The sequence below is a fragment of the Paenibacillus albidus genome, assembly GCF_014644435.1.
Classification (GTDB): domain Bacteria; phylum Bacillota; class Bacilli; order Paenibacillales; family Paenibacillaceae; genus Paenibacillus_AQ; species Paenibacillus_AQ albidus.
The window spans coordinates 12,067-25,990 of the sequence record NZ_BMKR01000040.1; the positions used below are offsets into that span (position 1 = coordinate 12,067).

Annotated in this window: 12 protein-coding genes and 1 pseudogene; 1 reads left to right on the top strand and 12 read right to left on the bottom strand. The window is 46.3% G+C overall.

Annotated elements, in window-relative coordinates; all coding sequences use genetic code 11:
• Positions 1–186 precede the first annotated feature (186 nt).
• The 5 genes from IEY53_RS28760 to IEY53_RS28780 all read right to left on the bottom strand — a co-directional run bounded on the left by IEY53_RS28760 (position 187) and on the right by IEY53_RS28780 (position 4,939).
• The gene (locus IEY53_RS28760; RefSeq protein ID WP_189031084.1) at positions 187–1,281 is read right to left on the bottom strand and encodes a histidine phosphatase family protein; all 1,095 of its coding nucleotides are present in this window, start codon (positions 1,279–1,281) and stop codon (positions 187–189) included.
• Positions 1,247–1,414 carry a hypothetical protein gene (locus IEY53_RS28765; protein ID WP_189031086.1) on the bottom strand — a complete coding sequence of 56 codons (168 nt, stop codon included), beginning with the start codon at positions 1,412–1,414 and terminating at the stop codon, positions 1,247–1,249. Before IEY53_RS28765 ends, IEY53_RS28760 begins: the two co-directional genes overlap by 35 nt.
• A 57-nt stretch (positions 1,415–1,471) precedes the next feature.
• Positions 1,472–2,971, bottom strand: coding sequence for a S8 family serine peptidase (locus IEY53_RS28770; RefSeq protein WP_189031088.1), 1,500 nt, complete (start codon positions 2,969–2,971; stop codon positions 1,472–1,474).
• Positions 2,968–3,879, bottom strand: coding sequence for a trypsin-like serine peptidase (locus IEY53_RS28775; protein WP_189031090.1), 912 nt, complete (start codon positions 3,877–3,879; stop codon positions 2,968–2,970). Before IEY53_RS28775 ends, IEY53_RS28770 begins: the two co-directional genes overlap by 4 nt.
• Positions 3,880–3,943: 64 nt before the next feature.
• A complete protein-coding gene (locus IEY53_RS28780) occupies positions 3,944–4,939 on the bottom strand; it encodes a S8 family peptidase (RefSeq protein WP_189031092.1) in 996 nt (331 codons plus the stop codon).
• A gap of 208 nt (positions 4,940–5,147) precedes the next feature.
• On the opposite strand from IEY53_RS28780, the gene IEY53_RS28785 reads away from it, so the two are divergent.
• The gene (locus IEY53_RS28785; protein WP_189031094.1) at positions 5,148–5,960 is read left to right on the top strand and encodes a zinc metalloprotease; all 813 of its coding nucleotides are present in this window, start codon (positions 5,148–5,150) and stop codon (positions 5,958–5,960) included.
• Between the two features lie 149 nt (positions 5,961–6,109).
• Here the strand turns inward: IEY53_RS28785 and IEY53_RS28790 are convergent, their stop codons facing one another.
• The 7 genes and pseudogenes from IEY53_RS28790 to IEY53_RS28820 all read right to left on the bottom strand — a co-directional run bounded on the left by IEY53_RS28790 (position 6,110) and on the right by IEY53_RS28820 (position 13,921).
• Entirely contained in the window at positions 6,110–6,433 is a 324-nt protein-coding gene (locus tag IEY53_RS28790; RefSeq protein ID WP_189031096.1) for a hypothetical protein, read from the bottom strand.
• Between the two features lie 545 nt (positions 6,434–6,978).
• Positions 6,979–7,938 (bottom strand): trypsin-like serine peptidase, encoded by a 960-nt coding sequence (locus tag IEY53_RS28795; RefSeq protein WP_229696419.1) that lies wholly within the window; start codon positions 7,936–7,938, stop codon positions 6,979–6,981.
• 231 nt (positions 7,939–8,169) lie between these two features.
• Positions 8,170–9,333, bottom strand: a complete 1,164-nt coding sequence (locus IEY53_RS28800; protein WP_189031098.1) for a hypothetical protein — start codon at positions 9,331–9,333, stop codon at positions 8,170–8,172.
• A 1,151-nt stretch (positions 9,334–10,484) separates the two neighbouring features.
• Complete coding sequence (locus tag IEY53_RS28805; protein ID WP_189031100.1) at positions 10,485–10,787, bottom strand: hypothetical protein; 303 nt, start codon at positions 10,785–10,787, stop codon at positions 10,485–10,487.
• A gap of 141 nt (positions 10,788–10,928) precedes the next feature.
• Positions 10,929–11,522 (bottom strand): annotated as a pseudogene (locus IEY53_RS28810) (RHS repeat-associated core domain-containing protein); the annotation flags it as partial.
• Positions 11,523–11,537: 15 nt separating this feature from the next.
• The gene (locus tag IEY53_RS28815) at positions 11,538–12,236 is read right to left on the bottom strand and encodes an RHS repeat domain-containing protein (RefSeq protein WP_229696421.1); all 699 of its coding nucleotides are present in this window, start codon (positions 12,234–12,236) and stop codon (positions 11,538–11,540) included.
• A 347-nt stretch (positions 12,237–12,583) separates the two neighbouring features.
• Complete coding sequence (locus IEY53_RS28820) at positions 12,584–13,921, bottom strand: FAD-binding oxidoreductase (RefSeq protein WP_189031102.1); 1,338 nt, start codon at positions 13,919–13,921, stop codon at positions 12,584–12,586.
• Positions 13,922–13,924: the final 3 nt, after the last annotated feature.

Here is a 13,924-nt window from a genome sequence, read left to right on the forward strand (position 1 = left end):
TCCTATTTGATTTTAACTTATTATTCTGGAATCTTCGTGTTGTCTAATGAACCATCGTATAACTTGTGAGGCTACTATTTTTAAGCATTTTGCGAAAGTCTCTAATGTGAAAAGGACGGCGAATTCACCGTCCTTTTTTCACTCCCCGATTCAATTGTTGTCATTGGAGGCTGCCGGTTCAATAACTCAGCTACCATACTTTACCAGCGATGTTTGCAAGATATCCAGTTGTCGGATGATCCGGTATCCTTGCTCTGCTCCTAGGGGTTGGAGGATGACCAAACCTATATGATCCAGAAACTCCTGGAGCTGATTCTTGAATGTGTGATAGTGGGCAACCAAAACCTGATTGGTTCCGAGCTCCGGCTTCTCCTCCAGCACCTGCAGTAATCCATCTACCCTGGGCAGGCGTTCATCGGTTTTCACCTCACCCTCATTCGGAAAAGCCAAGACAGCCGTCTGCAGCGCACGGATAACCGGACTGGATAAAACCGGTATTTGCAACGGAATTTTTTTATTCCTCAAAATTTCCCCTAACTGCCGCGCCTGTACTTCCCCCAACTCGCTTAGATGGTCTTCATCACCGCTGCCCCCAACCGGCCGTGCATGGCGAAAGTACAGATTAAAGCCACCCTGAAGCAACAGCGAAAAGGGATCCTCTCTTTTAGCTGGATGCTGAAGTATATCCAGCGCCCAGCCAGTTTTTGAAATTTTATGCTGAATCGTGAGCAATTTTTGCTGCACCAGCAGCAGACTCTCCATTGTCCGGTGGCTGCTTTCCGCTGCCTCTAATCCTGTCTCCTCTATCGATATCTCCACGATAGAATTGCCGGCCACCGTCCAGATCTCCACACTCTCCTGAAATCCGCTCCATTGTCCCTTATACTTGTGAGCAGTAATTGGGCCTAACACCCTGGTTTCTGTCAGAATGGCACTAAAGTCGCGTTCTCCCCATTTCTGAGTCTTCAGCATTGGCGGGGCATTTTCATCCAGAATGCCTCTCCACTCATCCAAGTTATCCGCTTGGACGATCTTTGCTTTTACTTCATAGGAAAGATCAAACGTACGGTCAGCTCCGCTCCAATCAACCTCTTGTTTGCAGGTGGGGTCCTCAAGATCAAATCCAAGCTCCTTTGCATGATCCATTAAATGCTGCAGTTCTTGACCCTCAGAAAAGTTAAACCTCTTCTTATAGGTGATCTCCCATTGATCTTTATTCAGTTTGAGCCGGGCACGCAATATCCAATTATCGCGGAAGAAATCCAGTTCTGGCGTATCCATGAAGCAGATATCCATCTGTTGCCCTTCCGAGATCTAAATGCACAAGCTCTGTACGCAATGTATGCTCATCCGTAAGCACCTGGTTGGCATCGAGCAGAAACTTGATTTCATACTGCGTGTCTACATTACTCAATGCAAAGCCCACTCCTTTCATATGCTGACAAAATCCACATGGCGGTAAACTTGTTCCCTAAAATCCGTTCAAACGTGAGATCATTGCCCTCAAATCCGGCAGATTGCCAATCCGTTGGCTGGCAGGTCTGCCCGGTGCGTCCTGCTGCGGAGTGCCCGTTGTGCGCAGCATCTCCCTCACAGTTGCATAGGGCAGCTGCCGTCCGCCGCGGGTCAGATGAATGCTCTGCAAGCATGCCAGAGCGCCGGCAACAATCGGAGATGCACTGGAGGTGCCGCTGAACTGGTCGGTATACCACGAATTCTCGCCGCTGCCCCGTGATAGATCGCCATAACCGGCAGTAGTCACTTCCCTACCCCAACCTTGGGCGTCAATCGCCGATCCATAATTGGAGAAGTCCAGTCTAGAGCGTTCGGGACCGTGATTTCGGCCATGGGTTCCTTTCGGGGGAGCGCCTGCTCCGACAAGAATGGCTCCAGAATCCCTTCCTTGTCTGCGGAAGGGATTGCTCCAGTTGGGAGGAAAGCCATCTTTGGGCTGATCGTACATCGGAGCATCCAGATTTTCGCCGCCGTTCCCCGCCGCCTCCACAACAAGAATCCCTTTAGCAACAGCATATTTTATCGCAGCCAACATATCGGGGTACCATTCAATGGCAATATATCCACGTTGATCGGGACGCCAGACATAATTATAGTGCGGACCGGGGACATGCATTTCCAGCAGCAAAATGTCCCCGGTCCGCAATTGATCAGCCGCTTTGCGTATCGCTTCCGGGGCGCAAATCCGGATGGAATCCAGAAGCACGTCGGGGCTGTCCCCTGCAGACGCACAGCTTTCATTCCAGGCGATGCCCGCTATGCGCGCTTCGGGGCAAATTCCTTTAATCCCTTTGGCATCGTGATCTCCGCCCATCACCCCAAGCACGGCAGTCCCGTGATCGTTATAATCATTCGCCGTACCAATGACACCTTGCTCATTGAACTGCAAATCCTCATGTGCAAAGTTCCAGCCGCCTTCAAGATCAATGATCCGCACTCTGTTACCATAACCGCCGGGTAGTGTCCAGGCATAATACGCATCAATCCCGGCCGGTGCCGCATTTAAATAACCCTGCCGTTCGCCGAAATCCGGAGTAGCTGACGGCAAGGGGGATACATCCTTCTCCGGTTCCAATGCAACAGGACGGGGAATTTCCGGTTCAGGCCGGACATAAGCACCTTGAATCCGGCTGTCTTGACGCAATTTCTCGGCAATCTGATCCAATTTATCTTCGGGAGCGTCGACCCTGTAGAAGTTGTGCAATCCCTCTATGGCCTCGGCCATTTCAGCGGTCATATCAACAGTTTCAGTTTCAGCTTCCGGTTCCCGCGCAAATAAAGGGAGCAGTTGAAAGGGTTCTCCCATCTCCGCAGACAATTCCGACAATAGCGTATGGACTGTAGGCAGTGGTTGAATCAAGGAGCTCTCTGGAGGATTTAATACACCGGGGTCTGATATAACGATCAGCTCGCGTCTGTTCTCGGGCATGCGTCCAGCCGCCGATGACCGACTCATACCGTTACCATTTCGTGTCCGGCTTCTGCGGATGCTTGGGGAGATGCGCCGGCTTCCTTCCATTTCAGCACATTGGCGTACACATCACGGTTAATCCGGGTACCGGAGTTGCTGCCGGTGACAGCACAACCGCCGTAAGCGTGAATACAAATGACTTGATTGGTCTCGCCTAGACATACCGGACCTCCGCTGTTACCGCCCATCGTGTCCAGTTTGTAATATACTTTTCGCGCCTGCACGTTATCGACAATCCCCTTCATGTACCACTGTGTTCCGTTCTTATCAGAAGGATAGCCTGTATTCAATATAGGCTTCTGATTGATAGTGTCATTAGGATCATACCTGAAGCCAAAATAGCCGGTGTTGTTGCCGATGGTAGAATTTAGAATGATTGCCCCGTAGTCATACTCCTGATTGCCATCTTGAACCCAGCCGTTGACGGACCAGAAATGCTCGGTTGTAATCGTGAAACGTCCATAAGGTTCGCGTCTGTCATCTTTACCGGGAATGACGACTATCGATTTATGCCACTTTCTAGTTTCGCTGTCAAATACACAATGCCCCGCAGTAATCACCGTACCCGGACCACATAGCCACCCCGTCCCAACGCCCTGACGTCCATCATCCAGTGTAATAATTAACCGGCAGACCGCGGACCAGGGGAATTTCGCCGTGTCCATTACTCTAAGCCTGTCATCAGGCTGGCAGACGTCCTCTTTATTCACAAATAGCAACGACTCAATGGATGGAAGCTGTTTGTCTTCGATATCTGCCTCCGCCGTCCCCCCATTGGGGAGCGTACCCGTTCCTTGAAAAGCTTCGGTCTGCGCCGAATCAGCCGCTGTATTGGTAGCGGCGGCCATAACTTCTCCTTTACCGCTCACCATATTATGCAATGTATCAGCCATCTATATTCACTCCTTACGAATATTTGTACATATTTTCGTTATCCAGCCTTTTTGCTCTTCTAGATTAGGCATATTCACTGACATTGACCGGGTGTTGCCGTAAATGTTCCTCCAGCAGCTTGTCGGCGGTAAGATACAACAGACCGTTGCCTTCAACGGATTTAGGTCTTCCCAGCGGGATCGTCCGCTTCGTCAATTGGGCGTAAAGCTCCGGCTCGGTCAATTGACGGTTGAACTGTTCCGCACTTTGGCAGCTATTGATCAGCAGCGCCAATGCCCCGGCTACATGCGGGGCAGCCATCGAGGTGCCGGAAAGGATTTTGTAGGGGATGGATTTATCCTCCGCCAGCTCCAGCGGATACGTCGACTTGATCTCCACACCCGGAGCTAGCAGATCAATTTCATTATTCATCGTCAGGAATGGTGCCGAATCAGAGTTGAAATTAATGGCTCCGACTGAAGTCGATTCATTGAAGCCGGCCGGATAACGAAACTCTTCTTTCCCCGTATTTCCGGCTGCGCACACGACAATAATATCGTTGTCCACTGCACGCTTAATGGCATCATGGATCCCTTTGTGGTCAGTTGCAAAAGACAATGACATCGAGATGATCTGTACATTCTGGTCAATCGCATAATGAATCGCCTGGGCAATCCATTCCGCTCTTCCGTGCCCTTGACGGTTGAGAACTTTCAGAATCAGCAGCCCCGCTTCGGGAGCGATGCCGACCACGCCGTCCCCATTCTTCGTCGCAGCGATAATCCCGGCCACATGCGTTCCATGTCCGTTGTAGTCCTTGTACACGCGGGGAATTCCATCGTCATCATCGGTGAAGTTCTTACCGCCGATAATCCGCTCGCGCAGATCGGGATGTTCGGCATCACAGCCTGTATCCAGGACCGCGATCATAATCCCCTTCCCATAATTTCCTTGTTCCCAGAATTGCGGGGCCTGGATCATCTGCACGCCTTTCGGGATTTCTTTCACATGCTGCCGCACACTTACCGTTTCGACCGGAGGCAGCTGTACATCATCTGCATTGCCTACTAACGTTGACATGATTCACCTCTTGTAACAAATTTCAGCTTTTAGCTGCGTGGTTATTATTTGTGTATCTTTTCATATCATCCCCTCCTTTTTTTGTTAACGTGTTAAGCCACTGCAGCGCATTTGCCGATTTTCCAAAAATTAATCCGGATACCGGGTGATCCTTGGTTCATAATATAGTTTGGTTAAAAAATACTCATCACGAAAAGGAGCAGCGTCAATGACCGAACCGCAGAACTCATTGAAGATTTGTGTCATCTTGAAGCCACCTGCCGACAAAATCAACGAAGCGGTATCCATCGCAATAAAAGAACGCGCGGATAATTCCGGCCCGCTTGAACTGGAAGCCGACGCCTTAGAGAACATGACCGTCCGCAATGAAGTCAGCCCCGAGATGGCCGTTATGGTCCGAAAACTGTGGCGAAACGGCAGAACGCTGCGCGTCCGCTTTCTGGACGGAGAGCCTGCGATTCAGGCCAAGGTCGTCCATTGGGCCAAGGAATGGGAAAAGTACGCGAATATCACCTTTGATTTCGGCGATCACCTGGAGGCGGAGATCCGGATTACCTTTCTCGACAAAGGGAAAGCCTATTCGGCCGTAGGGACGGATGCGCTGCTGTCCAATATGGGGGCAACCATGAATTTCGGCTGGTTTGACCAGGATACCGAGGAATCGGAGTTCGAAAGAACCGTCATGCATGAATTCGGCCATGCCCTGGGATGTATTCATGAGCACCAGAGTCCATCGTCCAGTATCTGCTGGAACGAACAAGTCGTTCTGGACTATTTCCGGAGAAGGGGCTGGGACGAGGAGACAACAAGACACAATGTATTGGATAAAGAAAGCCCCTTAAATACAAACTTCACTGCATTTGACCGCAATTCAATCATGCTGTATCCTTTCCCGGGTGAATTGACCTGCGACGGAAGAGGTACGCCGTTCAACACCACCCTGTCGGAAACAGATAAAAACTTCATGCGTCAAATGTATCCGCGTGTAGCCGCTCCTGCACGGGAGCCGATCATGAGCTGATAATTCGCACTGGGAACAGTTGATCAGATGTACCTGTTCTGAAGACTACAGCATTGCAGAGACATCCCCATCAAAAAGCTGGTTTATATTATTTAAATAATAACCCCAAGACCCTTTATCTTGTTCTAAAGGGCCTTGGGGTTATTGTGTTAAGCTTTCCACGCAATGATATGTGTGAACACCGCATTATCCCGGTAAGGACTGAGCCTGACAATTGTCAGCTCCAGGCTCCGGACTTGTTCATGCCAGGCTTCATCATGCTTGATGTCATTGTCATCGATATATCCGTAGACGTTATGTATGCCGCAATGAGCTTCAACCTCGTAACCGGCCTGCTGTAGCCATTCTTCCAGCTGGTGAAGGGGATACACAGCAATGTACGTGCCGATAATTCCTCTGTATTCAATACTTCCGCCGACCGCGGCCAGCAGGATTGTTGAGCTAACAAAAGAAAATGAATTGTAAATTTTCACTAATTTAAGTCAACTTCTCAGAATAAGGCCTCAAAAAAAGCCATTAGACATTTATCAAATCAGCAATAGCCCTAAGTTCTTGTCCTGAGCAAAGGACAAGAACTTGGTCCCTTAAAACAGAAAACCCGCGCTGGGCGCGGGCTCTTATGGGGCTATGTTTTTGTCCACCGACAGATCACTCTTCACACAATCGGCCGGACAATCCGATCTTCCACCTGTCGTTATACAAGTGGAGCTGTTGACGGTACAGTTCCTGAATCACCAGCAGGATCGGTCGGATAAACCTAGCATTCGCTGCTTTTTCTACCCCTGTACCTACTTGATATCTTGAACGACGATCTCCGTCGTTCAATTAACAAAACAAGTTTAACTTAGTGTTATCAGCCAAGAAAGATATAAAAAACTTGTCTTGGAGGTTACTATATTTTAGCCTTTAAAGTCATTCCATCCTCTTTGTTCCTAACTTGTGTCGACTCTTTGCTATACAGAGCTCTGTTTTATTGAAATATAACTACTAAATTCAGAGTGTCACACTAGTAAGATGATTATTCCAAAAAAGATGCAAATTCAGTTGTTCTAGTACAAGATTCGCCTTCGCATGTTTGATCAGAACATACAAATGAAACAGTGCAAGTTCCCAGTGAAACAAAATCCGTCGCTCCCCTAACTAAAATTCCTTCTACCACACCTTTGCTATTAAAAACAGGAGAGCCCGAATTACCTCCATAAGTATCGAGTGATCCCAAAAAAAATGAAGAATCTTCGTTTTTTTTCACTTTAGCATTACCAGCATACTTAACTGGAAGCCCGATCGGATGTCCAATCACATGCAGCTTTTCCTGATTACTTATTATACCATTCATTCGTATTTGAAGCGGATTATGATTATTAACTTTCCTGTTAAGTTTAATTAAAGCCCAATCAGATCCGTTATTTTCCAGTTGGTGTCCTATGATTTTAATCCCCTTGTATATTTCTGAATTCCTTATTTGAGTTTGAGCTGTTTTTTCATCAAGCATTCTGAACCCAAATATAAATCGAATCTCATGTAAATTCGATTCGTTAATACAATGACCAGCAGTAGCAATTATATCGGAACTAACTAAAAATCCAGTACAGAATGCACCTGACGGTTGATCATTAAAAGGTTCCACACGACAAAAATTATATAATTCACCCGTTGTTTTAATTTTTAATTCGGAAAAACCATTACCTAAATCAACAATATTTTCGTTTTTGAATAATGAGACGACACTATCCGCCTGTTCTATAATGTTCTTATCATTGACGCGAAACAAGTCAACACGATCATCAGTATCATAAATGGCTTCAAGCTTTTCCGTAGCAGTATCAATTAACTCCTTAGTCGTTAATAAATTCACAGCATTATTTATTTTAGTTGTTGAGTGCACTGTTAAATCTTCGCTTTCCATCTTTTGTTGCTCACGGTTTCGTAATTCGTTCAGAAGATCTTCAATGTTAAGTTTCTGCAGTTCATCCATCATAATAAACTTAAGCCCCCTTAAAATTAACTCTTTTGAGTGTGTGCAACCATCTACGTTATTATTCAATTCTTCAGTAAATAATCCAAAGCCTTGCCTTACTATGAAACAAGTTTTTAACGAACCGTAGTTAGTACCTATTACGACGGATCAGGCTATTCGAACAATGTTTCGGTATAGCATTAATGCTCGCTCAAATCAAGGAGATTGTAGACAAGAAATTTCCTCATGTAGTTAAATTGCCGTACAACACAAATTGTGTTTTTTTGACACTGAGAAATTCGATAAGGGATCACAGTATTTCTGATCTACTTTGTCCAGCGTTCTGCAAATGAGGCGGACGGGCTTCCCTTGTTCCGATGCTGTGAAAAACGGGACCAGCGAGTAATCTGTATTAGGGGCCAGGGCTTGCGCATCCAGTAGCTTTGTGGATGTTGTCGTCGTGCCTTCTGGGGTTGTGTATTCTGCCCTCAGTGTGACCGTGACAGCGGCTGTTGTCCGTAGGCTAATTGAATAGGTCATTAAGCACCGGGACGCTGGCGTATGCGAAAACAGCAGGGTTTCGGTTGTGGCGGATACTTGATTGTTTACATCCTGTTTCAGATCGCCGTTACATCGGCTATGGACGGTATCGACCCTGAGATCGGCAGCTTTTTTGCTCAAATCAATGGCATTCCGGGCGAATAGAACCTTTCTGGCGTTATTGGTAAGTTCCATATTAATATCTTGCCCGTTAGCAGTTGCAAATTTCCCGGTTGCAGCAGGGGTTAAACTTTCGTTGAATGAGCTAATCTGATTCACTTGCCAGTATAGCTGTATCTTGTAGTTTTGACTATTACTGCAATAACCGACAATGACCCATTGCTCAGCTGGTGGCAACGACATAGCCATTGGCCGTACTGTCATGGCGTCCAATCCTCGCACGTACCGAGCTGCTTTGTTACTGCCAGCTTCCCGGTCGGCATTTATGGCCACCGCCTGGTCTATCGGAACTCCACTCCAATCAGTGATTTCTACACCCGGTATAAAAGTATCGTGATGGAAGCCGGGGGTCAGCCTTGATACGATATAGTGGCGATTATTATTGGCATCATAGAACTCCTCCATCAGAAATGGCAGAAATGCAGTATGCTGATTGTATGGAGCAGGTAAGATATAATAGCTTGGCGAGCTGCAGGAGGCCGGGGAATCAGCTGTTGTGTCCCCACGCCGGTTGCTGTTCCGGTTCGGAATGGCCAGCAGTACCGGCGGCTTCTGAGTAGGATGAGCGTATTTACTCACATCCCCCTTCGAAACCTCCCAGACCTTTTCCAGAAGCGGATATTCTACTGGTAAGCCGATCCACCATACCGTAGTTTGCTTCGGTTCCCGTACGGGCCTTGCCCCTCTTGTGGACATAAAACACCGGTTCATGCTTCCAGCGGTATTGCGCCCAACCGAAAGTGGCCAACGTTCTTGACCCAAACACACTAAAAGGGACCTTGATACCTGCAGCGTTCATCGCGTCCTCAAACTCCCGTTGATAGGATGGTGGATGGAAGACATAGATTGCTGCAGTGGGTTCAATGGCTACATGTACTGTTCAAAGACGGCATGCAAATAGCCCGCAAACTCCTCTGCGGGCATATCGTCGTTCATAATAGATCCGCGGCCATCGGCGGTTAGTTGCGCTTAATCACTCTTTTCTGCAACATTATACGGCGGGTCCGCCAAAACCAGCGCCGCCTGCTCTCCATCTATCAGCTGCCTGTCTTCCTCTTCGTCTGTAGATTCACATATGCAGGCTAAGCTGCCACACATCACTGCGGCGTGTCCCCTGCTCTTTGATCTACTCAAGCGCCTGGCCAACATCAAATCCTCTACTACAGCAAAAACTATAAAAATTGAGCTGAGTCGGTTTTTCATTTCGAATAGAAAACATCGGCGAGAAACGAAGAGAATCTGGCCCTGCACCTTTCGTTATTCCCAATACACACATATATTCTTGTATCAAAGTCTGAGAGTGGATCACAGAAGGTCTATTATAGGTATGAAAAAAGCAAGTTATCGTCCAGTGCTGTTGCAATAAAAAAGACCACATGGAGTTTACACTCGCACGTGGTCATTTTAGACTTTCAGGCATTATTTTAAATAATATGTGTCGACTAAGGTTCCTTCTCCTTCTAGTATATCGTCATCTTCGAGGTTCCACTCTGTTTAGATATCCCTTCATAAATATTTCTTGTTTTTCCACAATTCATCCTCCTATGTCTTTGTTGCTAAAGTCTCATCTCCATTTTTTCAGTCAAAATAGAAAATCCCTTCATTTGTCGAAACTTGAACATCATAAATGTAGGTTGTATCTTTAAAACGGTTTGCAAGTTTGACGCTTAATTCCGTTATATCCTCTAAATCATATTCAACATTGTAGAATGTCAAATCATATATTACAACTTCTGCTCCTTGTTCTTTAATTCGTAAGCGTCAAACAGCCCACACCTTGTTTTCAAGATGAGGGCTATACGGAGATGAACCTGTTCAATGAAGCAGAAGTGTTGGCGACTCCGGCTTCAGTTTGATAACAAATCTCTAATATATACTGCATAGGTTTCAGTTTTGGAATAAAGGTCTACTAAGTCACATTCAGTTTTTTTAATTGGATTGTCCCAATCAAAATCTTTAATAATATAAATATTAAATTTGTTAACTCCCGAATACCATCCAATATCTAAGATAAAGTTGTCCGGGTATTGTACTTTAAACATATCTTCTTTTAATCCATCATCTTCAAAATCAAGTGGTTTATTAATATCGATATCAAAATCTTCGTATGTTATTTTACCGGGATAGAAGCTTATTTTTTCGAATATCATCTTACCATACTCCTTATTTTGTATACTTTTTATACTCTTGTGGTGTTATTGGATGACTATGAACAGTACCATCCGAACTTATTTCCACCCTTATAATAAGGGGTTTCCACACCATTCTTAGCTCTGATAATATCATCAAACTCATAAACCACCCATGGTTTTCCATTGCTTGACAAAAACGCCTTGATCCAATGCTTTCCTTTCGAGTTTTTCTACATTTGTTCCATACTTGTACTTAGCAGGACCACTTTTTGTTGATTCCACTACATTTTTCCAAGAAACATTCTTATTAGGAAAATGCTTTCCATCATACGCTATGAACTTAAATTTGACATCATCCATTACCTCATCTAAGACTTGAGAAGCTTTCATCTTACTAAAACCCTGCGAATGCATTAATGCAAACAATGCTAATTCTTGTTCTTTAGTTTGGGGAGTGAAATTTTTTGTGTAAGTTTTGTAACCTTTATAGTAATCAGCATCTCTTTCTGTATACACTTTATCCCAAGCATAAGTCCAGAGACCAAAGGTGAGATCATCCGAAACACCATTTAAGAAACCAGAAAGTTTATCCAACCAATCATGACCTGTAGGATCTTTCCGAATTAAAGGATTATTCCCCACATACGTATAAAGGTTCTGACTTAACGGATTATCAATCCGCCCCTCATACGTATCCTCATTTAAAAACCGACCGATACTCGGATCATAAAACCGTGCCCGCAGATAGTAAAGTCCCGTTTCTTCAACTTAAATCTCACCTGTGTATTTAAATGGGTTCGAGATCCCTTCCGTCTGGCTGGTGATATTCCCCCACTCATCGAACGCATAGTTGTTGACGATGTTTCCACTCGTATCTACGATCTGTACCACGTCACCATGGCCGTTATACAGGTAGTAATAATCTTTACTTGTACCCTTATCTTTCTTGACCAGCACCCGATCCCCGCGCACGTAGTTGGCCTTCTGACCGTTGCTCTTCGCCTCCGTAATCACTTCGCCGTTAAAGTTGTAGTTGTACTGGGTTTGCACCCCGCTGGTCGATTTCTTGAACCGCAGACCATCTGCATAGTAGGTGAAATCCGTCTTGCTACTGCCCTTTGTTAAAGAAGTTAAGGTATTCTGCAAGTCGTAGCTGTAGCTGGTGTCCTGGAACTCCGCTGGATTGCTCACGCTTTGCTCCAGTGTCAAGCGGTTTCCTCGTACATCATACGTGTAGGTGTCGCGGCCGCCACCCGGATGGACTGTTGTCGTTAACCGGTTCAGGGCATCGTAAGCATACGTTGTCGTTTGGGTCGCACCATTACTTTTCGTTTCCGTGGCCGAGGTGATATTCCCATTATTATCATATCCGTACACATATTTGGAGAGCACCGTGCTGCCTTTGGTATTCGTTACGCTTTCCATCCAGTTGAGCGCTTTGTTGTATGTGTATCCTGTTTTCAGCACACTGCTCAGATGGGCTCCTGGGTGGACTGAGTTTGAATTATGATCCACATTGGAAACCCCGCCAGTATAATTTACCTGGCGGGTTATTTTATGTATGCTCTATACAGCTTACTCTTTTTGACGACCGTGTCCGTGCCTATAACCGAAGAGCGTGCAATTGATCAAATAAAGACAAGTTACGGTAGTCGATCGCTTATTCGGGCATCCTCGTTGCTTTAATCGGGGGTTGCTTTGGAGAGAGCCGAACAGATTGGGGACAATACAAATGAGTAAATTAGACGAAAATGAGCGGTGGAAATCCAAAAGTATTATGAACAGAACATACAAGAACATATAGATCCACGATTTTAAAGATCCTCTTGTTGCACGGGAATACTTTGTTCGAATCGAAAAAGATTGTCGGGATCATATATTTGCTTGATTTGTTTAAGCTTCGCTAGATTCTCGGCATAGTATGCTTTTGGCCAGTCTGGAATCAGCGAGTCACAATAATTGGCGTAAGCACCGTGCGTGTAGGGCAGCATCGAGCTCCGGAATTGTTCTATCCATTGAATATTGGCAGAGGCATCTCTATCCTTCTGCCAATAGGACTGGTATTGCAGCACAAACAACGCTTCGCGGTGAGGAAATGCTGTAGCCTCTGAAGCTACTTCGCTGATCGCCCCTCTATGCGCAACAAAACTGACAAGATTGCTGGGGCCAGGTGCGTTTTGCAAATTTTTAGATAATGCTTGAAGTGCATCAGCTGAGAGAGGCTTATAGGCATAGGTGGAGCTGTTTTTGAATTTGACCTGCTTAACCTCTTTCCCGCCCAATCTGCGAATTGCCTCGATCCAAGTCGATGATCTGAAAGTCAACTGCTTGGGTGGTATGGCTTCTTGGAAAGGCCGGACAAGGCTTCTAAGTTCTTTTTCGATACCTATGAATACTCCATTTGCTCCAATGTCCCCGAGACCTTCAGCCGGAAGGTTAAGATTGGAGGTCAAGCGGGAATCCGTATGGGGCGCCCAGTTCTGCCAGAAGCGGATAACCTTCTCAAGATCGCTATAATCCCATGAAGCAGTAAACTGCGCAACATCGCCGATGGGGTATACTCGAAAAGCAAAAGAAGTCACGATGCCAAAATTCCCTCCTCCGCCACCACGGCAAGCCCAGAACAAGTCGCTTCGCAGCATATCATTTGCACGTATAAGCTTGCCATACGCATCGGCCACCTCGATTTCTTGGACAGCATCACAGATCAACCCAAAAGCTCTTGATAAAAAGCCGTAGCCTCCCCCAAGCGTCAAACCCGCAACCCCTACCGATGGACAGGATCCTCCCGGAAGCGTTAGTCCCTGCTTCCACAAGGCGTCGTATAACGACTTTAGGCGAACTCCTGCCCCAATCCTCGCCGTACCTGCCGCTTTATCGATTTCTATATGTGTCAACTCACTGACATCAATGACAAGCCCCCCATCCAAGCTGGAATATGCCTCATAGCTGTGTCCTCCACAGCGCACCCGGAAATCCATATGATGCTGTTTGGCCCAAATGACCGCATTTGCAGCATCGATGGGGGCTTGACAATACACGATAAGCCTAGGAAATTTATGGAACCGTAAATTATAGATGCGTCGTGCTTCCTCATAGCCGGGTTCACCCTGTTCAACGATACGTCCGCTTAATCCGCTGGTCCAGACCACACT

Bases quoted from the DNA above. Each gene is read 5' to 3' on its own strand.
- IEY53_RS28760 (WP_189031084.1), bottom strand. From the start codon at position 1,281: ATGGATACGCCAGAACTGGATTTCTTCCGCGATAATTGGATATTGCGT.
- IEY53_RS28770 (WP_189031088.1), bottom strand. From the start codon at position 2,971: ATGAGTCGGTCATCGGCGGCTGGACGCATGCCCGAGAACAGACGCGAG.
- IEY53_RS28775 (WP_189031090.1), bottom strand. From the start codon at position 3,879: ATGGCTGATACATTGCATAATATGGTGAGCGGTAAAGGAGAAGTTATG.
- IEY53_RS28780 (WP_189031092.1), bottom strand. From the start codon at position 4,939: ATGTCAACGTTAGTAGGCAATGCAGATGATGTACAGCTGCCTCCGGTC.
- IEY53_RS28785 (WP_189031094.1), top strand. From the start codon at position 5,148: ATGACCGAACCGCAGAACTCATTGAAGATTTGTGTCATCTTGAAGCCA.
- IEY53_RS28795 (WP_229696419.1), bottom strand. From the start codon at position 7,938: ATGATGGATGAACTGCAGAAACTTAACATTGAAGATCTTCTGAACGAA.
- IEY53_RS28800 (WP_189031098.1), bottom strand. From the start codon at position 9,333: ATGTCCACAAGAGGGGCAAGGCCCGTACGGGAACCGAAGCAAACTACG.
- IEY53_RS28805 (WP_189031100.1), bottom strand. From the start codon at position 10,787: ATGATATTCGAAAAAATAAGCTTCTATCCCGGTAAAATAACATACGAA.